The organism is Micrococcus sp. Mcc89 (genome assembly GCF_024519795.1).
In the GTDB taxonomy this organism is placed as follows: Bacteria; Actinomycetota; Actinomycetes; order Actinomycetales; family Micrococcaceae; genus Micrococcus; species Micrococcus luteus.
In genome coordinates this window covers 23,068-46,188 of sequence record NZ_JALJRI010000098.1, presented here as the reverse complement: position 1 = coordinate 46,188, position 23,121 = coordinate 23,068, and the positions used below count along the sequence as shown (strand labels likewise).

Below are 23,121 nucleotides of genomic sequence, written 5' to 3'. Positions count from 1 at the left end.
GGATCGGGCCGGCTCAGCCCCAGTGGGGCGGGCGCTGCTCGCGCAGCCAGCGGTCGCGCTCGGCCTCGGCCGGGCCGGACTCGACCCCGGCCCCGGTCGGCGCGGTCGCCGGCGACGTCCCGGCCTGCCCGATCAGCCGGGGCACCCCGGGCAGGCGCGGCTCGCGACCGTCGGCGGTGGCCGGGCCGGTGCCCGGGGCGTCCGCCCGGCGCGGGCCGCGGCGGCGCGGCGCGCCGTCAGCGGGCATCGTCGTCGGTCTCGTCCGTCTCGTCCGCCGGCTCCACGCCCAGCCGGTCGGCCAGCTCGCGGGCCACGGACTCCGGGTCCGCGAACACGTCGATCGACCACAGGGTCCGGGGCTCCCAGCCGCGGGCCTCGAGCCCCTCGGGCAGGATCCGCGAGCGCTGCCGCACCGTGAGGGCGCGGTACACCTCGCCACCGTCGCCGGCCAGGGCCAGCGGACGGGGCGCCTCGTCCTGGTCCGCGCGCGGATCGAGCACGGCCAGGTCCATGACGCCGGCGTAGCGGGGCAGGACCCGGGCGCCGTGCTCCTCGAGCCGGTCGCGCAGATCGGCCAGCAGCGGATCGCCCACCATGCACACGGGGTCCGCGGCGTCCTCGCCGAGGTAGGCCTCGAGCAGCCGCAGGAACCAGAGGGCGCCGCCGTCGAGCCGGTCCTCGTCCAGGTCCGCGGCGCGCAGCGCGGAGACGAGGTGCAGGCGCCGGCGGGCGCGGGTGAGCGCGACCGTGACCATGCGCTCGCCGTCCGGGTCGGAGAAGGCGCCGAAGTGGTGCACCACGCGGCCGTGCGGGGTGCGGCCGTAGCCGGGGGTGAGGATCACGGCGTCGCGCACCACGGAGGCGGCGCGCACGACCGGCACGATCACGAACGGCTCGGCCTCGGCGGCGTCCTCGCCGCGGCCGCGGGCGAGGAACTCGTGGGCCCACGGCGCCTGCGCGGCCGTGGCCTGCACGGCGGCGGCCACGCGGCGGGCGTGCTGCTCGGACACCGTGACCACGGCCAGGGACTGCTCGGGCCGGTCGCGGATGTGCTCGAACACGCGCTCCACGGTGCGGGCGACCTCGGCGTTCGTGGACTCGACCACGTCGCCGCCGGTCATCGGGATGCCGGTGCCCTCGGGCAGGTACTCGGCCGTGACGGCACGATCCCGGCCGGTGGCCTCGCCCGCGGTGGGCAGCGCGTCCAGGGCGCCGTCATAGGCGAGCGCGGAGAGCAGGCGCACGAGGCGCCGCTCGAGGGGGCGGTGCACGGTGCGCAGCGGCAGGGTGGGCAGCACCTCGTCCAGCGCGTCGTGGGCCGAGCGCAGCGGGCGCAGGGGCCCGGCGGTCGCCGTCGGGTCCACGGACACCTGGAACGACTGCGGGCGCCCGATGACCGGGTCGCCGAGGGCCACCACCTGGGGGGCGCGGGTGAGCGCGCCCATCGCGGTGGCCAGGGCGGTCGCGTCGGCCTCCAGCAGCACGACGACGTCGGCGCGCCACTCCGGGGGGAACTCGGACAGGGCCATGGGCGAGGTGGTGACCACCGGCACGAGCGGCTGCAGGAGCTCGGGGGTGATCGTGGCCAGGGACTCGACCGTGGGGCTGCCCTGCTTGAGCAGGGTGCGCAGCACGGCCGCGTCCGCGCGATAGGTGCGCAGCGCCTCCCGCCAGCGCGCGGCCAGCGCGGCGGAGAGCCGGGCGCCGCCGCGCTCGAGATGGGCGCGGTCCAGGTCGCGGAACCCGCGCTCGACCTCCGCCAGGTCCGTGCCGCTCATCATGGCCAGGAAGTCGTCCCCGGAGATCATCGCCTCGAGCGCGGACTGCCACCACGCCAACTCGAGCTCGGCGGTCAGGGCCTCGGTGGGCACCTCGCGGTCGCGCAGGTCCTCGAGCAGCTCCGCCAGGCCGTGGCCGCGCAGGCTGTCCAGCACGAGGGTGCGCTCGGGCAGCGTGGCCAGGGTGTCGCGGTCCGCCACGAGCCCGTCGACGGCGGCCACGAGGTCGTCCACGTCCCGCTCCTCCAAGGGCGCCTCGGCCACGGCCTCCGGGGCGAGGACGCCCTCGAGCCGGCGCAGGCGCTCGCGCACCTGGCCGACCTGGCCCATCACGTGCTCGCCCTGGTCCGGCACCTGCGGGGGCGTGCCCGGCTCGGCGGCGTGGCGGTTCCAGTCCTCCAGGACGGCGGCGGCGTCCACGAGGGCGCCGTGCAGGTCCGTGGGCTGCACGCCCGGGCGGACCGCGTCCTTCGCCGCGCGGCGCAGGCGGGACCGGGTCACCGAGGACATCTCGACCAGGTGGAGGCGCCGCCACGAGCTGGTGGCGGTCGCCGCGACCAGCTGGGGCACGTCGAGGGAGAACACCTCGGGGGTGAACTCGGTGAGGGTGCGGGCCACACGGCGGTAGAGGTCCGCCTGCTCCGCCCAGCCGGCCACCGTGCGCTCAGGGCGCAGGCCGGCCTGGGCGGCGGCGGTGTCCACGGCACGCCGGGTGGTGTGCAGGGCGGCCGCCAGCTCGTCGGCCAGCTCCGAGGCGGCCTCGGTCTCCTGCACGTTGCGCACGCGGGCGCCGAACCAGCGGCTCTCGGTGGCGGCGGCCGAGAACGCGCCGAGCTCCCCGGCGCGCACGAGCTGCTCGCCCACGGCCTGCCGGTTCACGGTGGAGTCCAGCACGGAGCGCTTGAGGCGCACGGTGGTGGCCGGCGGCGTCTCGAGCCCGGTCAGGGCGGCCAGGGCCTGCATCGCCTGGAACGGCGAGCAGCCCCAGCGGGGGCGGACGTGGTGCAGTGAGCCGACGTGCTCCTGCAGCCGGCGCCGTCGTTCGGTCAGGGCGGCCTCGTCCCGGGCGGTGTCGGGGTCCACGGCCCGCTCGGAGCGCAGGACGGCCTGCACGAGCTGGCGGCGGAGCAGCTCGGGGTCCGCGTTGGCGGGCACATCCAGCGCGATCGAGCGCAGGTCCGCCTCCTCGAGGCGGTCGAGCACGTCGGCCAGGGCGGCGGAGCGCTCGGCCACGACCAGCACGCGCCGACCCTCCCAGGCCAGGCGCGCGGCCAGGGCGGCGGCGGTCTGGGTCTGCCCGGTGCCGGGGGCGGCCGCCACCACGAGGGACTCCCCCGCCGCGGCGTGCTCGAGCACGCGTGCCTGGGCGGCGTCGACGTCCAGGACGAGGCGCTCGTCGGCCGGGGCGACGTCGTCCTCCGCGGGCGCGCCCGTGGGCTGCAGCGCCGCCGGGCGCGGCACCATGCCGGTGCCGGCGTCGTACAGGGCCTGCACGACCGGCAGATCCTCGAGGGAGGCGGGCAGCGAGGCGGTCTCGCCGAGGTCAGCGAACGTGGAGACGAGCAGGCAGTCCTCGACGTGCAGGTCCGCGATCGCGGCGGCCTCCTCGCGCAGGCGGGCGAACGCGGGGGCGGGCTCGAGGCGCGCCGTAGCGTAGGCGGCCTGCCGGTACGCCTCGGGGTCCAGGGCGATGCCGTGGTGCCGACGCAGGTTCCGCACGAGCGCCGGGTTCAGGCGGGCCGGCTCGGTGATCTGGACCTCCAGCTCGTCCCGGCCCCGGGCGCCGCGGCGCACCGTCAGGGCCACGCGGGCCAGCAACACGGGCGCGGAGCGGCGCTCCCGCCGGCCGTCCTCCTCGGCCGTCCACGTGGCCACGCCCACGGCGAGCGCACCGACGTCGATGCCGCGTTCCTCCGCCAGCTCGCGGACCTTGGCGCGCAGGCCGAGGGAGACCTCGTGCGCCGCGTCCAGCACCGGGCCGGCCGGCAGCAGGGTGGACAGGCGGGTGCGCCGCCCCAGCAGCAGCTGCGAGACACCGGAGGAGTTCGCCTCCGTGAGGTCGATGCTGTTGGCCGCCGAGGGCGCGAACCGCAGCATCGTGTCGTTCTCGGCGCCCGAGCCCAGGGAGGACACCCAGGCGGCCGGGTCGGGGCGGGTCTGCCCCTCGTCGGGGCGTGCGGCGGCGCGGGCGCGGGCCAGGCGCGGGAACTCCTGCTCGGTCACGTGCGTGCGGTCCTTCCTCCGTCGCCTGGGTCCAGGCGGTCTTCGTGCGGACGGCCGCCCCGTTCAGGGGCGGCCGGATGCGGCGCCGGACGCGCCGCTCACTCCCACTCGATGGTGCCCGGCGGCTTGCTGGTCACGTCGAGCACGACGCGGTTGACGCCGTCGACCTCGTTGGTGATGCGGTTCGAGATGCGGGACAGGACGTCGTCCGGGATCCGCGCCCAGTCCGCCGTCATGGCGTCCTCGCTGGTGACGGGGCGCAGGACGACCGGGTGGCCGTAGGTGCGGCCGTCACCCTGCACGCCCACGGAGCGCACGTCCGCGAGCAGCACCACCGGGCACTGCCAGATCTGGCGGTCCAGCCCGGCCGCGGTGAGCTCGGCGCGCACGATCGCGTCCGCGCGGCGCAGCAGGTCCAGGCGCTCCTGGGTGACCTCGCCGATGATGCGGATGCCCAGACCCGGGCCCGGGAACGGCTGGCGGTGCACGATGCCCTCGGGCAGGCCGAGCTCGGCGCCCACGGCGCGGACCTCGTCCTTGAACAGCTCGCGCAGCGGCTCGCACAGCTCGAACTCGATGTCGTCCGGCAGGCCGCCCACGTTGTGGTGGGACTTGATGTTGGCCGCCCCGTCCCCGCCGCCGGACTCGACGACGTCCGGGTAGAGCGTGCCCTGCACGAGGAAGCGGACCTCGGTAGCGTCCGGGTCGTGCTCGGACTCGAGGACGATGTCCGCCTGCGCCTTCTCGAAGGTGCGGATGAACCGCTCGCCGATGATCTTGCGCTTGGCCTCGGGGTCGGTGACGCCGGCCAGCGCGGACAGGAAGTCCTCGCGCGCGTCCACCATCACGAGGCGGGCGCCGCCGTGGGCCTCGCCGAAGGCCTGCTCGATCTCGGCGGACTCGCCCTCGCGCATGAGGCCGTGGTCCACGTAGACGCAGGTGAGGCGGTCGCCGATGGCGCGCTGCACGAGGGCCGCTGCCACGGCGGAGTCCACGCCGCCGGACAGGCCGCAGATGGCCCGCTTGTCCCCGATCTGCTCGCGGATGCGCTCGACCTGCCCCTCGATCACGCCGCTGGCCGTCCAGTCCGCACCCAGGCCCGCACCCACGTGCAGGAACTGCTCGAGCACCCGCTGGCCGCGGGAGGAGTGGCCCACCTCGGGATGCCACTGCACGCCGTAGATGCGGCGCTCGCGGTCCTCGAACGCGGCGACGGGGGCACCCGCGGTGGAGGCCGTCACGGCGAAGCCCTCGGGCGCCTGCGTCACGGCGTCCCCGTGGGACATCCACACGACCTGCTCGAGGTCCTGGTCCGCGAACAGCACGGAGTCGGCGTCCACCGAGTCCAGGCGGGTGGAGCCGTACTCCCGGGTGCCGGTCTTGGCCACGGTGCCGCCGAGGGCGTGCGCGATCGACTGGAAGCCGTAGCACAGGCCCAGCACGGGCACCCCGGCCTCGAGCAGCGCCGGATCCAGCTGCGGGGCGCCGGGCTCGTACACCGACGACGGCCCGCCCGAGAGGATCAGCGCCGCGGGCTTGCGCTCCAGGATCTGCGCCGCCGGGGTGGAGGCGGGCACGACCTCGGAGTAGACGTTGGCCTCGCGCACACGACGCGCGATGAGCTGCGCGTACTGGGCGCCGAAGTCCAGCACCAGCACCGTGGGCATCACGTCGCTGAGCGGGGCGGGGGTGTCGGGGTGGGGGGCGTTCTGCGTCACCCGTCCAGGATAGTCGAGGCGCTCAGTAGCGCCGCGCGGCGTCCGGGAAGCGGTGCAGCTCGTCCCGGACCACGCGGGTCATGCGCTTCTCCACCACGAAGGACAGGAACGGCACGACGCCGCCGCCGGCCATCGCCAGCAGGCGCAGCGGCTCCCAGCGCATCAGGGACCACAGGCGGAACGAGGCGAGCAGGTACACCACGTACATCCAGCCGTGGGCGATGAGGATGAACAGGGACAGGTTCACTCCCCCGGTCACGCTGTCCGTGGGGTGCAGCCCCAGGCCGTTGGCGTCCCCGTCCAGGGTGGTGCCCCCCGCGTAGAGCTCCACGTGCATGCCGTACTTCAGCACCATCTCCGCCACGAGCAGCAGGAGCATGATGCCGGTGATCCACGCGCACACCACGTAGAGGCGGGTGGCGGAGCGGATCTGCTGCTGGGTGCCGGCGAAACGGCGCTGCTCCCGGCCCGGCCGCGGGGGCGGCTCGGGCAGGTCGGCCTCCGTGATGTCCTCGGGATCCGGCAGGCTGGCCGGGTCCACCGGCTGGGGGCCGGGGTGCTGGGTGCTCATCGGCTCTGCTCCTCTCGGGGCCCACGGGGGCCCGGGTCGCGGGGGTCGGGGCGCGCGGCCCCGTCGTCGTCGTGGTCCTGGCGTGGGTGCGCCGCGGCCTGCGCCGCGAAGGCCCGCTCCTTGGCCTCGCGCGCGGCCGCCCGACGCCGCTCGAGCTCCTCGGCGCGCCACTGTGCGGCCCACTCCTCGTCGAGCCGGCGCTCGTGCTCGTCCCGGACGTGGTCGTCGCGGACGAACCGCCACCACAGGAACAGGGCGAAGCCGGCGAAGAGCATCCACTCCACGGCGTAGAAGACGTTGAGCCAGATGATCTGGGTCTCCTCCGGCTGCGGGGCCACCCACACCGGCTCGAGCCCGCCGGGGCCGGCCGCGCCCGTCTCGGCGCCCGCGGCGTCGACCATCTCGAACGCCGCCACGAACGCCGCGTAGGACGGCTCGTCCCACACGTTCACCAGCTGGGCCGGGGCCAGGCTGCGGTACAGGAGCCGGTCGGCGGTGTCCTCGGCCGCGGCCTCACGCGGCAGCGGCCCGTCCGGGGGCAGCAGGCGCCCGGTGACGGTGACCTGCCCGGCGGGCGCGGGGTCCACGACGTCGGCGTCGGCCGACCAGCCGCGGACCACCGGGACGACCTCGCCGTCCGGGGCGCCGGCCACCCGCAGGGCCGTGACCGTCCAGTAGCCGTCGCGGCCGTTCAGCAGGCGCGGGCCGACCAGGACGTCCGTGCCGGGCACGAACTCCCCCTCGACCGTGACCACCTGGTCGGCCTGCGAGCCCAGCAGGGCCTCGTAGGGACGCACGTGCTCCAGGAACGGCACGGCGTTCTCGGTCTGGGTGCGCGGCGGCGGCGCGTTCGTCTCCGCGGACTCGAACTGCCACTTGGACAGCGCCACGAAGACCGCGGCCGCCACGAGGGCCAGCACCAGGGTGGCCAGCCAGACGGGCTTGAGGGCGGTGCGCAGCACGCCGTATCAACTCTTCCGGTCGGGGTGCCGCCTCGGGGCGGCGGGGATCAGACGGTCTGGGTGGGGGTCACGAGGACCTCCACCTTCTGGAAGTCCTTGAGCTCGGTGTAGCCGCAGGTGGCCATGGCGCGCTTCAGGCCGCCCATCAGGTTGGACGTGCCGTCCGCGTGGCGGCCGGGCCCCCACAGGACCTCCTCGAGCGGAGCCACCTGGCCCACGTGGGTGCGGTGCCCGCGCGGCAGCTCCGGGTGGGCGGCCTCGAGGCCCCAGTGCCAGCCGCCGCCGGGGGCGTCGGTGGCGCGGGCCAGGGCGGCGCCCAGGACGACGGCGTCCGCACCCATGGCGATCGCCTTGACGATCTCCCCCGAGGTGGAGACGCCGCCGTCGGCGATCACGTGCACGTAGCGGCCGCCGGACTCGTCCATGTAGTCGCGGCGCGCCTCGGCGATGTCCGAGATGGCCGTGGCCATCGGCACGCGGATGCCCATGGCGCGGCGCGTGGTGGTGGACGCGCCGCCGCCGAAACCGACGAGCACACCGGCCGCGCCGGTGCGCATCAGGTGCAGGGCCGGCGTGTAGCCGGCCGCCCCGCCCACGATCACGGGCACGTCCAGCTCGTAGATGAACTGCTTGAGGTCCAGCGGCTCCTGGGTGGAGGAGACGTGCTCGGCCGAGACGGTGGTGCCGCGGATGACGAACAGGTCCACGCCCGCCGCCACGACGGTGCGGTAGAACTCCTGCGTGTTCTGCGGGGTCAGCGAGCCCGCGACGACGACGCCGGCCTCGCGGATCTGCTCGAGGCGCTCGGTGATCAGATCGGGGCGGATGGGGGCCGCGTAGGCCTCCTGCAGCTTGCGGGTGGCCTCGGTCCCGGCCGGGCCGGCCTCCAGGGCGGCGATCTCCTCGAGCAGCGGGCGCGGATCCTCGTGGCGGGTCCACAGGCCCTCGAGGTTGAGGACGCCGAGACCGCCCAGCCGCCCCATCGCGATGGCGGTCTCCGGACTCATCACGGAGTCCATGGGCGCACCGATCACGGGCATGTCGAACGTGTAGGCGTCGATGCGCCACGTGAGGCTGACGTCCTGGGGATCCCGGGTGCGCCGCGCGGGCACCACGGACACGTCGTCGAGGGAGAAGGCCCGGCGGCCGCGCTTGCCGCGGCCGATCTCAATCTGGTTCGTCACCGGGCCAGCCTAGCCCAGGCGCCACGGGGCGGCGCCGACCGTGTCGTCGGCACCGCCCCGTCCGGGGGCTCCCCCGGACCCGACGTGCGGGTCAGCGCGAACGGTAGTTCGGGGCCTCGACGGTCATCATGATGTCGTGCGGGTGGGACTCCTTCAGGCCCGCCGCGGTGATGCGCACGAAGCGGCCGTTCTCCTTGAGATCGGCCACCGTGGACGCGCCCGTGTAGAACATCGTCTGGCGCAGGCCGCCCACGAGCTGGTGGACCACCGAGGCGACCGGGCCGCGGAAGGGCACCTGGCCCTCGATGCCCTCGGGGATCAGCTTGTCCTCGTCCGGCACGTCCGCCTGGAAGTAGCGGTCCTTGGAGAAGGAGCGCGTGCCGTTGCGGGTCTGCATGGCGCCCAGGGAGCCCATGCCGCGGTAGGTCTTGAACTGCTTGCCCTGGTAGAACACGAGGTCGCCCGGGGACTCGGCCGTGCCGGCCAGCAGGGAGCCGAGCATCACCGAGTCGGCGCCCGCCACGAGGGCCTTGCCGATGTCACCGGAGTGCTGCAGGCCGCCGTCGGCGATCAGCGGGACGCCCGCGGGGCGCGTGGCCTTGGCCGCCTCGTAGATGGCGGTGATCTGCGGGACGCCGACGCCGGCCACCACACGGGTCGTGCAGATCGAGCCCGGGCCCACGCCCACCTTCACGGCGTCCGCGCCGGCGTCGACGATCGCCTTGGCGCCCGCGTAGGTCGCGGCCTGACCGCCGATGACGTCGACGTGCGCGGCCGCCTTCTCCTTCTTCAGGCGCGCGATCATGTCCAGCACGCCGTGCGTGTGACCGTTCGCGGTGTCCACCACGAGGGCGTCCACACCCGCCTCGACGAGCGCCATGGCGCGCTCCCAGCCGTCGCCGAAGAAGCCGACGGCGCCGCCGACGCGCAGGCGGCCCTCGTCGTCCTTCGCGGCGTCCGGGTACTGCTCCGCCTTGTCGAAGTCCTTGATGGTGATCAGGCCGGTCAGGCGGCCCGCATCGTCCACGAGCGGCAGCTTCTCCACGCGGTTCTGGGAGAACAGGCGGATGGTCTCGGCGCGCGAGATGCCCTCCTGCGCGGTGACCAGCGGCATGCGGGTCATGGCGGTGTCCACCGTGCGGGTGGCCCACTCCTCACGCGGGATGAAGCGGGTGTCGCGGTTGGTGATGATGCCCAGCAGCGTCATGTCCTCGGCCACCACCGGCAGGCCCGAGACGCGGTACTGGGCGCACAGCTCGTCCAGGTCGGCGAGCGTGGCGTCGGGGCCGATGGTCACGGGGTCCTTGATCATCCCCGACTCGGAGCGCTTCACGGTGTCCACGTGGCGGACCTGGTCCTCGATGGACAGATTGCGGTGGATGATGCCCATGCCGCCCTGGCGGGCCATGGCGATGGCCAGCGGGGCCTCGGTCACGGTGTCCATCGCCGCGGAGACGATGGGGATGTTCAAGCGGATGTTGCGGGTCAGCCGGGTGCCCGGGTCCGCGTCCGCGGGGATCACGTCCGTGGCGTTGGGCAGCAGCAGGACGTCGTCATAGGTGAGGCCGAAGAAGCCGAAGGGATCCGAGGAGGAGTGGACGGGCTCGGGGCTGGGACCGGTGCTGGTGTTGGTCACGAAGGCGCCTTTCGGGACGGGTGTTTCCGCGATTCTATGCCCGGGGGTCAAACCGGCGACCCGGGTGAGGGCCACATCACAGGACCCCCGCGCTGGGCCACGCGGGGGCGAGACGGACGTCACCACGACGTCACATGGAGCAATCCGTTTCGGCGTCATGGTATTGGACCGCCTAACCTCCCCGGATGAGCACCGCACAGTCCTCCCCCGCACCGGCGCCCCGACGCCGGCTCCCCGCCTGGACGTCGAACTTCGGCTGGCAGATCGCCGCCGCCCTCGTCCTCGGCCTCGTCCTGGGCCTGATCGCCCGCGCGACGGGGCACACCTCCGAGCACCCGACCTGGCTCGGCGAGACGCTGGCCACCGTCGGCAGCATCTACATCAGCCTGCTGAAGGCCACGGTCGTCCCGCTGGTCTTCTTCGCCGTCGTCGCCTCCATCGCCAACCTGGCCCAGGTGACCAACGCGGCCCGCCTGGCCGCCAAGACCCTGCTGTGGTTCGCCATCACGAGCCTCATCGCGGTGCTCATCGGCCTCGCCGTCGGCGTCGTGCTGCAGCCGGGCGTGGGCACCGGCCAGACCGCGCCGGCGTCGTACCAGGCCAAGGACGTCGGCTGGCTCGACTTCCTGACCTCCCTGGTGCCGGCGAACTTCCTCGGCCTGACCGTCAAGACCACGGCGGGCGAGGACGGCGCGCTCGCCTCCTCCCCCACGTTCAACGTGCTGCAGATCCTCGTGATCGCGATCGTCGTGGGCGTGGCCGCGCTCAAGGTCGGCGAGAAGGCCGCCCCGTTCCTCACGTTCTCCCGCTCGGTGCTCGCCATCATCCAGAAGCTGCTGTGGTGGATCATCCGCCTGGCCCCGATCGGCACCATCGGCCTGCTGGGCAACGCCGTGGCCTCCTACGGCTGGTCCACGATGGGCACGCTGGCCAAGTTCGTGGTGGCGATCTACGTGGGCCTGGCCCTCGTGATGCTCGTGGTGTACCCGGTGCTGGCGCGCCTGCACGGGCTCTCCGCCAAGCAGTTCTTCACCGGCGTGTGGCCGGCGTTCCAGCTCGGCTTCGTCTCCCGCTCCTCCCTCGGCACGCTGCCCGTCACCCAGCGGGTGGCCGAGCGCAACTTCGGCGTCCCCACCGGCTACGCCTCCTTCGCCGTCCCGCTGGGCGCCACCACCAAGATGGACGGCTGCGCCGCGATCTACCCGGCCGTGGCCGCCGTGTTCATCGCCCAGTTCTACGGGATCGACATGAGCCTGAGCCAGTACGCCCTCGTGGCACTCGTGTCCGTGCTGGGCTCCGCCGCGACCGCCGGCACCACCGGCGCCACCGTGATGCTCACGCTCACGCTGTCCACCGCCGGGCTGCCCCTCGAGGGCATGGCCCTGCTCCTGGCCGTCGACCCGATCGTGGACATGGGCCGCACCGCCCTCAACGTGTCCGGCCAGGCCCTCATCCCCGCGCTCGTGGCCTCCCAGGAGGGCATCCTCGACCGGGACCGCTACGACGCCCCACGCGGCGACATCTTCGGCGAGGACGAGGAGGAGATCGTCGAAGCCCGCGCCCACGCGACCGCCGACTCCCGCGCCCAGCTCGTCGGCACCCCGGAGCCGCGCGCCTGAGTCAGCGGCCGGACGGGCCTGCTCCGGCGGGCCCGTCCGCGCCGTCCCCGTCCCCCTCGTCCAGGTACTCGCCCAGCACGTAGTCGTAGTCCACGGGGTTCCCGTCCTCGTCCGTGCGGCGGTACCAGTCGGTGATCTCCGCGGCGGTGGAGTCGAACCCCTCGCCGGCCGCGTACCAGCTGCCCGGCGGGGTGCGCTCCACCGTGAACGCGAAGTCGTCCCCGTACTCCACCAGGCCCCGCACCGTCGCCTTCTCGACGGCGGCCCGCTGGTACCGGTCACGGATCGCGAAGGGGTCGTTGGCCAGTTCGCGCTGGAGCGCGACCGCCATGAGGACGAGCACCACGGTGAACGGCAGCGCCGTGATGGTGATGAGGTTCTGCAGGCCGGTGAGCGCGGTGTCGCCGCCGGTCAGCAGCATCACGACCGCGATGCCCGCCATGCACAGCGCCCAGAACACCGTGATCGTGCGGCGCGGGGCCGGGGCGCCGCGCTGCGAGAGCTGCGAGTTCACGATCGAGGCGGAGTCCGCCGTCGTGATGAAGAAGACCGCCAGCATGACGATCACGACCGGGGCCACCAGCCCGCCGCCGGGCAGCTGGTCCAGGACCACCCAGAAGATCTCCGCCGGCGCGGGCAGCGAGGCGGCCGTGCCGTCCAGCGCCACGGAGCCCTGCGTCCGCTGCAGCCAGATGGTGGTGCCGCCGATGATCGTGAACGCGCCGACGATCACCGCGGCCGGGATGAACAGGGCGCCGAGGACGTACTGGCGGATGGTCCGGCCCTTCGAGATCTTCGCCATGAACACGCCCACGAACGGGGCCCAGCTGACCCACCACGCCCAGTAGAAGATCGTCCAGCTGGAGAGGAACTCCTGCATGTCCTCCCCCTCGGCCATCGAGGCGCCGAGGGCGTCCGGGGCGGAGGAGACGTAGTCCATCAGGACGCCGGGCACGATGTTCAGCAGGAACGCCGTCGGGCCGACGACGAAGAAGAACAGCGCCAGCCCGAGGGCGAGCAGCATGTTGATGTTGGACAGCCACCGGATGCCGCGGGCCACACCGGACACCGCCGAGAAGATGGTGCCGATCGTGAGCACCACGATGATCCCCAGCGCCACCGTGTTCCCCGGCGCCGACCACCCCGAGACGATCTCCACGCCGCGGCCGATCTGCAGGGCGCCGATGCCCAGCGAGGCCGCCGTGCCGAACAATGTGGCGATGATCGCGAGCCCGTCGATCAGGCGCGCGCCGACCGAGTCGCTGCGCTGGGAGTCGCCGAACAGCGGCGCGATGATCGAGCTCATCAGCGGCACCCGGCCCCGGCGGTAGGACACGTAGCCGACCGACAGGCCGACGATCGCGTAGATCGCCCACGCGTTCACGCCCCAGTGCAGCGCGGCCTGGGCCAGCGCGCCCGTCACCGCCTCCTCGCTCCCCGCCTCGTACGCCCCCGGGCGCGGGGCCAGGTAGTAGGTCAGCGGCTCGTACGGGCCGAAGAAGATGATGCCGATGCCGATGCCGGCCGCGAAGAGCATGGCCGACCAGCTCGCCGTGGAGTACTCGGGCTTCTCCCCGTCCAGGCCCAGCGGGATCTCGCCGTACCGGGAGAACGCCAGGACCAGCAGGAACACCACCATCCCGATGGCCAGCAGGACGAACAGCCAGCCGGCGTGGACCATCACCCAGTCGAGGGCCGCGCTCGAGACGGCCAGCACGGCGTCCGGCTGCAGCACACCCCACACCACGAAGCCGACCACCAGCAGGCCGACGACGGCGAGGATCACCCGGTCCACGCCGTAGCGCACCCGGCGGTCCTCCACGGACACGCCCGGCACGAGGGCCGGGTGGATGCCGTGCGGATAGGAGAACTCGCGGACGAAGCGGCGCAGCCGGGGCCGGGCCGGGGTCCGGGTCGTGTGGGACCCGGTGGGACGGGGCGGCGTGGGTGTGTCCATGGGCACACCCTAGAGGGCACCCCGGACGGCCGGCGTCTCCCGCCCGGACGACGACGGCCCCTCACCCGGGCGGGTGAGGGGCCGTCGTCGACAGCCGGCCGCGTCAGGGCCGACTCAGGGGTCAGTGCTGGTGGTCGGCCTCGTCCTCCTCGGCGGGCTTGTCCGCCACGAGGGTCTCGGTGGTCAGCACGAGGGCCGCGATGGAGGCGGCGTTGGCCAGCGCGGAGCGCGTCACCTTGACCGGGTCGATCACGCCGTCGGCGATCAGGTCGCCGTAGACGCCGGTCTTCGCGTTGAAGCCGTGGTTCGGCTCCAGCTCGGCGACCTTGGAGACCACCACGTAGCCGTCCTCGCCCGCGTTCTGGGCGATCCAGCGCAGCGGCTGCTTCAGGGCCTTGCGGACGATGTCCACGCCCACGGCGGCGTCGCCGGTCAGGGCCTGGACGTCGGCGTCGGTGTCGAGCGCGGTCAGCGCGTTGATGAGCGCGGTGCCGCCGCCGGCCACGATGCCCTCCTCGAGGGCGGCGCGGGTCGAGGACACGGCGTCCTCGATGCGGTGCTTGCGCTCCTTAAGCTCCACCTCGGTGGCGGCGCCCACGCGGATCACGCCGATGCCGCCGGAGAGCTTGGCGAGGCGCTCCTGGAGCTTCTCGCGGTCCCAGTCGGAGTCGGTCGCGGCGGACTCGGCCTTGATCTGGGCGACCCGGGCCTCGACGTCCTCGGCCGCACCGCCGCCGTCGACGATGGTGGTCTCGTCCTTGGTGACGGTGATGCGGCGGGCGGAGCCGAGCACGTCCAGGTCGGCCTGCTCGAGCTTCATGCCGAGGTCCGGGGAGACGACCTGGGCGCCGGTGAGGATCGCGATGTCCTGCATCATGGCCTTGCGGCGGTCGCCGAAGCCCGGGGCCTTGACGGCCACGACGTTCAGGGTGCCGCGGATCTTGTTCACCACGAGGGTGGACAGGGCCTCGCCCTCGACGTCCTCGGCGATCACGAACAGCGGCTTGTTGGCCTGCAGGACCTTCTCCAGCAGGGGCAGCAGCTCCTGCACGTTGGAGATCTTGCCCGAGTTGATCAGGACGTAGGCGTCCTCGAGCACGGCCTCCTGACGCTCGGCGTCGGTGACCATGTACGGGGACAGGAAGCCCTTGTCGAACTGCATGCCCTCGGTGACGTCCAGCTCGGTGGAGGTCGTGGAGGACTCCTCGATGGTGATGACGCCGTCGGTGCCGACCGTGTCGAACGCGCGGGCCAGCAGCTCGCCGACCTCGTCGTTCTGGGCCGAGATGGCGGCCACGTGGGCCACCTCCTGGCCCTCGACCGGGCGGGCGTTCTCCTGCAGGCGCTGCTCGACGGCGGCCACGGCCACCTCGATGCCCTTCTTGACCTCGCCCGGCGCGGCGCCGGCGGCGACCTGGCGCATGCCCTCGTTCACGAGCGCCTGGGCCAGCACGGTGGCGGTGGTGGTGCCGTCGCCCGCGATGTCGTTGGTCTTGGTGGCGACCTCCTTGGCGAGCTGGGCGCCCATGTTCTCGTACGGGTCCTCCAGCTCCACCTCACGGGCGATCGTGACGCCGTCGTTGGTGATGGTGGGGGCGCCCCACGCCTTGTCGAGCACCACGTTGCGGCCCTTGGGGCCGAGGGTGACCTTGACGGTGTCGGCGAGCTTGTCGATGCCGGCCTGGAGGGCGCGGCGTGCGTCGTCGTTGAAAGCCAGCTGCTTGGCCATGACGGACGCTCCTTTCGTTCAGGGAGTCAGGGGGTGCGGGGACGCGAGGGGCCCGGGGCGCGCGCACCGGTGCGGTGCGCGCCGCTCACCGGGCCCGTCGCGGCGGGGTCACTTGGCGACGACGGCCAGCACGTCGCGGGCGGAGAGCACCAGGTACTCCTCGCCGCCGACCTTGACCTCGGTGCCGCCGTACTTGGAGTACAGCACCACGTCACCCTCGGCGACGTCGACGGGCACGCGGTTGCCGTTCTCGGCGACCCGGCCCGGGCCCACGGCCACGACCTGGCCCTCCTGCGGCTTCTCCTTGGCGGTGTCCGGGATCACGAGGCCCGACGCGGTGGTCTGCTCGGCCTCCAGGGGGCGGACAACGATGCGATCCTCGAGGGGCTTGATGGAGACAGACATGCTGCACACTCCTTCTTCGTCGACGTGCGGCTCCGGCGGGCTCGCCGGTCCGCTGATGCTGTGGTCTGCGGGTGCGCCACGGGCGTCAGACCCTCCGTCGTCGCGGTGCCGGACGGTCCACCTCGGGCATTGGCACCCGGTACCCCCGAGTGCCAGCCCTGACTCTACTCCGGGTTCTGGCACTCCTTCAACATGAGTGCCAGCCGTGTCCCCGCCGTCCGCCGTGGGCGGAGGCGTGGGGCGCGGTGCGGTGGGATGCCGTGGGGCGGCGGGCGGGGCGGGTTCCGAGCCCAAGAGCACGCGGAGTGGTCACGACGGCGGCCCGCAACCTGTCCCTCCCCCACTCCCCACCCTCCCCCCTCCCCCCTCCCCCCTCCGTGGGCAGAAACCGCACCCCCGCCCATCGCGTGGGCAGCATCCGCAGGTTTTCGGTCTCCGTGGGCAGAAGCGCCCTCTCTTCTGCCCACGGATGTTGCGTGGGCGGAACTCCTCGCAGTTCTGCCCACCGAGCCATGACGACGTCGTCCCGGCGGGACAACCGGCCGCCGCCGAGTCCTGCACAGCCGGCCCACCCCGCGCCGGTGTGCACAGACACGCGGCCCGCCCGGCCGTCGTCAGGCCGACCGCGTCAAGGTCGACCCATGTCCTTCGCCCCCGATCTCCCCCTCGTCCCCGTCTTCACCACCCGCGACGTGCTCGAACGCGGTCTGCCGCCCAGCCGGGTGCGGCGGTCCGACGTCCTCCGCCTCGCCCGCGGCATCCACCGTCGCCGTGACATGCCGCTGCGCACCTGGGAGTCGGCCGGGCTCCCGCCGCCGCACCACGGGGTCGGCCTCGACCTGCTGACCGCCCTCCTGCGGTCCCGTCCCGACGCCGTTCTCTCCCACGAGACGGCGGCGCACCTCCACGGCCTCCCGCTTCCCCCGGGCGGGGCCACGCGACGCGCCGCCGTCGAGATCACGTTGCACCGCGGCACCGCACGGGCGCGGATCCCCGGCATCATGGAGCACCGCAGACCCCTGCCCGCCGGCCACGTCACCTCCGTGCTCGGGCTACGGGTGACGACGCCGGAACGGACCTGGCTCGATCTGTGCTCGATCGGCCACCCCTGGGACGAGGCATCCCTCGTGTCGGCGGGTGACCACCTGGTCCGTCACCCCTGGTCCCCGCGCGGCCGGCGGCCTCCCATCACCACGGTCACCGCGCTGCACGAGGCGATGCGGCCGCTCGGGCGGTTCGTCGGAAGACCGCGGGCGACGGCGGCGCTCGAGCGCGTACGGGTGGGTGCCGACTCACCGCAGGAGACCCGGTTGAGGCTGGCGCTCGTCGAGGCGGGGCTGGGCGAGCCGACGCTGCAGCACGTGTTCGACCCCGGGCGGCGGGACGCCCCCGAGGCCGATCTGTGGTTCGAGGACTGCCGGCTCGTCCTCCAGTACGACGGCGAGGTGCACCGGAGTGCCGAGCAACACGCCCGGGACGCCCGGCGAGACCAGTACTACGCGGAGCGTGGGCAGATGACCCTGCACGTCACGGGCCGGGACGTCGGCGAGGGATATGCGCGGGTGATCGAGGCCGTCCTCAGACGACGGGCACAGGTCTCGAACGGCTGGGATGCCTGACGTCGTCGTCGCGTATGGCCCTGCCGTCCATGCGCAGGGGTTCCGTGGGCAGAAGCGAGGGTGCTTCTGCCCACGGAACCTGGAAACACGCGGGTCCTGCCCCCGGAAGGCGAGACCCGGCGGGTTCTGCCCACGGAACGCTCGCGTCGGCCGGGCACCCGACCCCCGCCCGGACCGACCCGGGCCGGCCTCACCGTCGCCCGGCTCAGTAGTACACGGCCAGCGGCCCGTGCGGTCCGTCCACCACGCTGCAGGGGGTCTTGAAGATCCGCTCCAGCACCTCAGGGCGCAGGATCTCGGCCGGGGTGCCGGTCTCCACCACCTGGCCGTCGCCCATCGCCACGATCCGGTCGGCGTAGTGGGCGGCGAAGTTGATGTCGTGCAGCACGATCACCACGGTCCGGCCCAGCTCGTCGGCGGCCCGGCGCAGCTGCTGCATCATCTGCACCGAGTGCTGCATGTCCAGGTTGTTCAGCGGCTCGTCCAGCAGCACGTACTCGGTGTTCTGCGCCAGCACCATCGCCACGTACGCCCGCTGCCGCTGGCCGCCCGAGAGCTGGTCGAGGTACCGGTTCTCGAACGGGCCGAGGTTGAGGAAGTCGATCGCGTCGGACACGTGCCGCTCGTCCTCCAGGGTCAGCCGGCCGCGCGTGTACGGGTAGCGCCCGAACCCCACGAGCTGCCGCACGGTCAGCCGCGTCACGAAGTGGTTCTCCTGCCGCAGGATGGACAGGGTCTGCGCGATCTTCCGGGACGGCGTCGTGGTGATGTCGTGCCCGCCCACGGCGATCGTCCCGGCGTCGGCGTCCTGCAGCCGGCCGATCATCGTCAGCAGCGTGGACTTGCCCGCCCCGTTGGGCCCCACGAGCGCGGTCACTCCCCCGGCCTGGATGTCCAGGTCCACAGGTCCGATGCACACCTCGTCGCTGTGGCGCTTCACCACGCCGCGCAGCTCGATCACAGACGTCCCTTTCTCATCACGACGACCAGGAAGGTGATGCCGCCGATCAGCTCGATGACCACCGTGACCGCACCCCCCGCGTAGAACACGTGCCGCAGCACGAAGTAGGCGCTCGTGAGCACCGCGTACCCGGCCAGCGCGGCCACCGGGAGGATGAACCGGTGGTCGTGGGTGTCGACGAGGCTGTACGCCAGCGTCGCCACGAGGAAGCCGAGGAACGTCATCGGGCCCACGAGCGCGGTGGTCATGGCCATCAGCACGGAGACCAGCAGCAGCGTCACCATGAGCTCGCGCCGGTGGTGCAGGCCCAGGTTGGTCGCGGCGTCGGCGCCGAGCGCCACCGTGTTCAGGCGGCGGGAGCGCAGCCACAGCAGCGCGCACACGACGACGGCGATGGGCGCGGCGATCGCCACGTACTCGGTCCGGGCGTTGGAGATGTTGCCGAAGAGCCGCGCGCTCAGCAGGTCGAACGAGTTCGGGTCCAGCAGTCGGTGCATGAACGTGCTCAGCGCGGCCAGCCCGCCGCCCAGCACCACGCCCACGAGCAGCATCAGATGGACGCTGCCGTAGGGCCGGGAGAGCAGCCACGAGTACAGGGCCGTCGCCAGCGCCACCATGAGCGCGGCCTGGGCGAGGAACGGCCCCACCCCGGTCAGCACCGCGACGCCGGCGGCTCCCAGCACGTACACGGCGACGGTCGACACGGCGGTGTAGAGCGCCTCGAACCCCATGATCGAGGGCGTGATGATGCGGTTGCCCGTCACCGTGTGGAAGGTGACGGTCGCGAAGGAGTGGCACAGCGCCACGATGCCGATCACGCCCAGGGATTCCACGCGCATCCGCGCGATCATCCAGAACGCGCGCGAACCGGGTTCGGCCTCGTTGCCCCACAGCAGGATCCCGGCGGTGGAGAGCACGGCGACGGCGGCCAGCACGGCGACGACGACCGCATACCTCCGGCGGTCGGCGGCGGTGACGAACGCGCCGGACCGGCGCGGGGCGTCGGCGTCGACGGGCCCGGCCGCGGTGGCGCCACCGGGCGGGGCGGGGAGGCGACCCGGGGCGGTCGCGAGCGGCTCAGCCATGCTTGGCCTGCCTCAGCAGCAGGGCGAGGAACACGATCGCGCCCACGAGGCCCAGGATCAGCGAGATGGGCACCTCGAACGGGGCGATCACGGTGCGCCCGATCAGGTCGCAGACGATCACGATCCACACGCCGACCATGACCACCCAGGGCAGGTTCGTCCGCAGGTTGTCGCCGCGCACCATGGACACGAGGTTGGGGACCACGAGCCCCAGGAACGGGAGGGCCCCGATCACCACGGTGACCACGCCGGTGGCCACGGCCACCATGGCCACGCCGGTGAGGATCACGGCGTCGTAGTTGAGGCCGACGTTCGTGGCGACGTCCTTGCCGAGGCCGGCCACGGTGAAGCGGTCCGCGATGACGAAGACCGCCACGCACACGATCAGCACGAGGAAGAGCAGCTCATACCGGCCGCGGACCACGGAGGTGAACGAGCCCGCGAACCACGCGCCCACCTGCTGCAGCATGTCCGTCTGGAGGGCGAGGAACGTCGACGCGGCGCCCACGACGGCGCCGAGCATGATGCCCACGATCGGCACGATGAGGGAGGACTGCAGGCGCACCCGCCGCAGGAAGAGGAAGAAGACGAGGGTGCCGACGAAGGCGAAGAGGATGGCCCCGACCATCCGGGTCACCAGGCCCGCACCCGGCACGAGCACCATGGTCACCAGCAGGCCGAGGCCGGCCCACTCGGTGGTGCCCGTGGTGCTGGGCTCCACGAAGCGGTTCTGCGTCATGAGCTGCATGATCAGCCCGCACACCGCCATCGAGGCGCCGGCCAGCACGAGGGCGACCGTGCGCGGCACGCGCGTGATGGCGAACATCTCGCGTCCGCCCTCCGCGCCGACGTCGTACACGCCCACGAACAGCGAGACCACGATGAGGGCCGCGGTCACCACGACGCCGACCAGCAGCGGCCAGGTGCGCTGCCAGCGGGTGCGCTCGGGCCGCAGGACGGCGGGCGGGACCCAGCACACGCGGTCGCCCCGCCCCGGCTCCTCGAGCCGGGGCGGGGCGTCGGCGACGTGGTGACGCACGTCGAGAGTCACTGCGCGCCTTCGAAGGCCTTCGCGAGGTCCTCCATGACGGTGGTGTGGTTCTGGATGTCCTCGGCGACGTAGAAGTCGGCGGGCAGGTAGACGATGTTGCCCTCCTTCACCGCGGTCACGTCCTGGAGGGCCTCGGAGCGCTCGATCAGCTCGGCGGCGGTGGCGTTCTCCTCGCCGATGGCGGCGTCGCGGTCCATGACGATCAGCCAGTCCGGGTTCGACTTCGCGATGGCCTCGACGGAGATGTCGTCGCCCTGGTGGTTGTCGGTGCCCGACTGCTCGAGGGCCGGGGTCAGCTCCAGCATGTCGAAGAACGGGCCGATGGCGCGACCGGTGCTGGGCGCGACGTACGACAGTTCGCCGCCCGAGGCGATGAGGCCCATGACGGTCTGCTCGGGGTCGTAGGCGTCCTTGGCGCGCTGGGTGGCGGCGTCGAAGTCGGCGATGAGCTTCTCGGCATCGGCCTCGTGGCCGGTGGCCTCGCCCAGCAGGGTGGTCAGCTCCTTCAGGCCCTCGTCCATGGGGGTCTGCGTGACGTCGAAGTCCGTGTCCACGACGGCGGCGTCGCCGGTCAGCTCGTCGATCTCGGCCTTGCGCTCGTTGAACCGCTGGCCGTTGAACACGACGTCCGGCTCGGCGGTGACGAACAGCTCCATGTCCGGCTCCCGGTGGTTGCCGATGTCGGCGACCGAGTCGTCCTGGAGGTAGGAGGGCCCGCCCTCGCCCTTGTACATGATCTGCTTCGGCGCGGCCGACAGCTCGACGCCCCAGTCGTCCAGCGTGCGGAAGGTGCGGTTGTCCGTGGCGATGACGGAGTCGACCTCCTCCGGCAGGGTGACCTCGGCGCCGGACATGTCGGTGACGGTGACCCCGGCCGCGATGCCGCCCGAGGCGGCCGAGGAGCCGCCGGCGGCGCTCGCGGAGGCCGAGGACTCGCCGGAGGCGCTCGCGGAGGACGAGCCCGTGGCCGCGCCGCCGGCGGAGCAGCCGACGAGGGCGAGGGCCGCCACCGAGGTCAGGGCGAGACGGGCGAGGCGGGGGGCGCTGACGGAACGCGGCATGGTTCTCCTTCTGGGCGGCGGGGCTGCCCCGGGATGAGCAGTCGGGGTGGTGGGCGCGCTCCCGTGGAGGTGAGCCTTGCCTCAGTCGAATACCGTACACGAGGGTGCCGTAATCCCCCAACGGGGGTTCGACGGCTCCCGCCGCCCGGGGCCCGCGGCCTCGAGCCCCGTCAGTCCAACGGCGTCACCTCGAGGGCGAACCGCGACCGACCCACGCGCGCCAGCACGAGGGTGGCGTGCCGTCCGGCCCCGCCACGCCGGCCCGGCTTCGTCCCGCCGAGGACGGCGCGACGGACCTCCTCGGGCGTCTCGCGGATGCCCCGCTTCTTCACGTCCAGCCGGCCCACCCCGGTCTCCTTCGCCCAGCGCCGCAGGGAGGCCAGGTGGAAGCCGTGCACCGCCTCGATCCGATGGGCGCGGGCCAGGCCGTCGTGCACGGGCTCGGGCGCGACGAGGTAGGCCAGGTGGGGGTCCAGCTGCCGCGTCGGCACGGGCCAGGACACGGCCAGGTCCGTCACGAGTCCGGCCCGGATGACCGCGCCGTCCGGCTCGTGCAGGACCGCGCCGACGAGCCCCGCCATGCCCTCCTCCCCCACGGCCTCGACCTCGGGCGAGTCGCCGAAGTCCGCGCCGGAGACGAGCTGCGCCGTCGTCGTCTCCCCACCCCGGACGGTCATGACGCGCGCCGCCCGCCGCACCCCGGGGCGGGCCGCCGCGTTGAACCACAGGGCGGCCTCCACGACGTCGCCGTCGACGCTCACCCACTCGGCCTCGGCGCCCGCCGGCACGGCCTCGTGCGGAAGCCCCGGGCCGAGCTTGACACCCACCGGCACGCCCGTCGCGGCGATGTCCGTCACGACGCTCAGGGGCGGGGAGAACGCCTCGGGGTCGAACACGCGCGCGGACCCGCCCCCGCCGACCTGACGGCGGGCGGGGTCCAGCCACACCGCGTCCGCCTCGGCGGGCACGTGGGCGCGGGCCCAGGCCACGGCGTCGCCGTGCACCACACGCGCACCGCGGTGGCCGGCGAGGTTCACCTCGGCGGCCGCGGCGACGACGGCGTCCCGCTCCACCGCCACGACGTCCAGGCCCCGGTCGGCGAAGGCGCGCGCGTCCAGGCCGAGACCGCAGCCGAGGTCGGCGACGCGCCGGGCCCCCGCGGCCGCCAGCCGGTCCGCGTGCAGGCCCGCGACCAGCGGGCGGGTGGCCTGCTCCAGGCCGTCGCGGGTGAACAGCATCCGGCGCGCCTGCCGCCCGAGGCGGGCCTCCGCCCGGGACCGCAGCGCGGCCTGGGTCAGCGCGGCGGCCACGCGCTCGGGCGGATGCCCGGCCGCACGCAGGCGGGAGGAGACCGCGAGCGCGTCGGCCTCCCGGTACCCGGCGAGGGAGTCGAGGAGGGCCCGGCCCTCCGCCTCGAGGACGGGGGCCAGGGCGGTGGCGTCCGCCTCCGAGGCGGCGGCCGTGGGGCGCGGCGAGCGGGAGGCGGGGCGGGGACGGGCCATGCGCCCCACCCTAGGTCCGAAGCGTGGACACCGGGCGCAGAGCCGGCAGGGGCTTCTAGG

The 23,121-nt window shown here is 73.5% G+C and carries 17 protein-coding genes; 2 read left to right on the top strand and 15 right to left on the bottom strand.

The genetic code is table 11. The annotated features are described in order from the left end of the window. Nucleotides 1-13 precede the first annotated feature (13 nt). The 7 genes from NR072_RS09330 to guaB form a co-directional block, all read right to left on the bottom strand. Entirely contained in the window at nt 14-247 is a 234-nt protein-coding gene (locus NR072_RS09330; protein ID WP_155932677.1) for a hypothetical protein, read from the bottom strand. Beyond that, nucleotides 237-4,001, bottom strand: coding sequence for a DUF4011 domain-containing protein (locus NR072_RS09325; RefSeq protein WP_256836977.1), 3,765 nt, complete (start codon nt 3,999-4,001; stop codon nt 237-239). Before NR072_RS09325 ends, NR072_RS09330 begins: the two co-directional genes overlap by 11 nt. A 98-nt stretch (nt 4,002-4,099) precedes the next feature. Next, nucleotides 4,100-5,719 carry a glutamine-hydrolyzing GMP synthase gene (guaA, locus tag NR072_RS09320; RefSeq protein WP_373021574.1) on the bottom strand — a complete coding sequence of 540 codons (1,620 nt, stop codon included), beginning with the start codon at nt 5,717-5,719 and terminating at the stop codon, nt 4,100-4,102. Nucleotides 5,720-5,741: 22 nt separating this feature from the next. Further along, nucleotides 5,742-6,290 carry a DUF3817 domain-containing protein gene (locus NR072_RS09315; RefSeq protein WP_010080440.1) on the bottom strand — a complete coding sequence of 183 codons (549 nt, stop codon included), beginning with the start codon at nt 6,288-6,290 and terminating at the stop codon, nt 5,742-5,744. Further along, nucleotides 6,287-7,252, bottom strand: a complete 966-nt coding sequence (locus tag NR072_RS09310; RefSeq protein WP_036384661.1) for an SURF1 family protein — start codon at nt 7,250-7,252, stop codon at nt 6,287-6,289. Before NR072_RS09310 ends, NR072_RS09315 begins: the two co-directional genes overlap by 4 nt. A gap of 47 nt (nt 7,253-7,299) precedes the next feature. Continuing rightward, entirely contained in the window at nt 7,300-8,436 is a 1,137-nt protein-coding gene (locus NR072_RS09305; protein ID WP_210078926.1) for a GuaB3 family IMP dehydrogenase-related protein, read from the bottom strand. A 91-nt stretch (nt 8,437-8,527) separates the two neighbouring features. Continuing rightward, nucleotides 8,528-10,072, bottom strand: coding sequence for an IMP dehydrogenase (gene guaB, locus NR072_RS09300; protein WP_256836975.1), 1,545 nt, complete (start codon nt 10,070-10,072; stop codon nt 8,528-8,530). Between the two features lie 185 nt (nt 10,073-10,257). On the opposite strand from guaB, the gene NR072_RS09295 reads away from it, so the two are divergent. Beyond that, complete coding sequence (locus NR072_RS09295) at nt 10,258-11,691, top strand: dicarboxylate/amino acid:cation symporter (RefSeq protein ID WP_256836972.1); 1,434 nt, start codon at nt 10,258-10,260, stop codon at nt 11,689-11,691. A gap of 1 nt (nt 11,692) precedes the next feature. Here NR072_RS09295 and NR072_RS09290 read toward each other — a convergent pair whose 3' ends face one another. The 3 genes from NR072_RS09290 to groES form a co-directional block, all read right to left on the bottom strand. Next, nucleotides 11,693-13,648 (bottom strand): BCCT family transporter, encoded by a 1,956-nt coding sequence (locus NR072_RS09290; RefSeq protein WP_256836970.1) that lies wholly within the window; start codon nt 13,646-13,648, stop codon nt 11,693-11,695. A gap of 121 nt (nt 13,649-13,769) precedes the next feature. Beyond that, complete coding sequence (groL, locus tag NR072_RS09285; RefSeq protein ID WP_060973980.1) at nt 13,770-15,377, bottom strand: chaperonin GroEL; 1,608 nt, start codon at nt 15,375-15,377, stop codon at nt 13,770-13,772. 108 nt (nt 15,378-15,485) lie between these two features. After that, nucleotides 15,486-15,782, bottom strand: coding sequence for a co-chaperone GroES (groES, locus tag NR072_RS09280; RefSeq protein ID WP_044659448.1), 297 nt, complete (start codon nt 15,780-15,782; stop codon nt 15,486-15,488). 641 nt (nt 15,783-16,423) lie between these two features. Here groES and NR072_RS09275 point away from each other — a divergent pair. After that, on the top strand, nt 16,424-17,401 hold the full coding sequence (locus NR072_RS09275; protein ID WP_126860060.1) for a hypothetical protein: 978 nt from the start codon (nt 16,424-16,426) through the stop codon (nt 17,399-17,401). 205 nt (nt 17,402-17,606) lie between these two features. Here the strand turns inward: NR072_RS09275 and NR072_RS09270 are convergent, their stop codons facing one another. From NR072_RS09270 to NR072_RS09250, 5 genes are all read right to left on the bottom strand, one after another. Beyond that, complete coding sequence (locus NR072_RS09270) at nt 17,607-18,362, bottom strand: ABC transporter ATP-binding protein (RefSeq protein ID WP_002857584.1); 756 nt, start codon at nt 18,360-18,362, stop codon at nt 17,607-17,609. After that, nucleotides 18,359-19,447: an iron chelate uptake ABC transporter family permease subunit gene (locus NR072_RS09265; RefSeq protein WP_095694839.1), complete on the bottom strand. Its 1,089-nt coding sequence runs from the start codon at nt 19,445-19,447 to the stop codon at nt 18,359-18,361. Before NR072_RS09265 ends, NR072_RS09270 begins: the two co-directional genes overlap by 4 nt. After that, nucleotides 19,440-20,498: an ABC transporter permease gene (locus tag NR072_RS09260; protein WP_225348596.1), complete on the bottom strand. Its 1,059-nt coding sequence runs from the start codon at nt 20,496-20,498 to the stop codon at nt 19,440-19,442. Before NR072_RS09260 ends, NR072_RS09265 begins: the two co-directional genes overlap by 8 nt. After that, complete coding sequence (locus NR072_RS09255; protein ID WP_102708506.1) at nt 20,495-21,559, bottom strand: siderophore ABC transporter substrate-binding protein; 1,065 nt, start codon at nt 21,557-21,559, stop codon at nt 20,495-20,497. Before NR072_RS09255 ends, NR072_RS09260 begins: the two co-directional genes overlap by 4 nt. 170 nt (nt 21,560-21,729) lie before the next feature. Continuing rightward, complete coding sequence (locus NR072_RS09250; protein WP_225348597.1) at nt 21,730-23,061, bottom strand: methyltransferase; 1,332 nt, start codon at nt 23,059-23,061, stop codon at nt 21,730-21,732. Between the last annotated feature and the right edge of the window lie 60 nt (nt 23,062-23,121).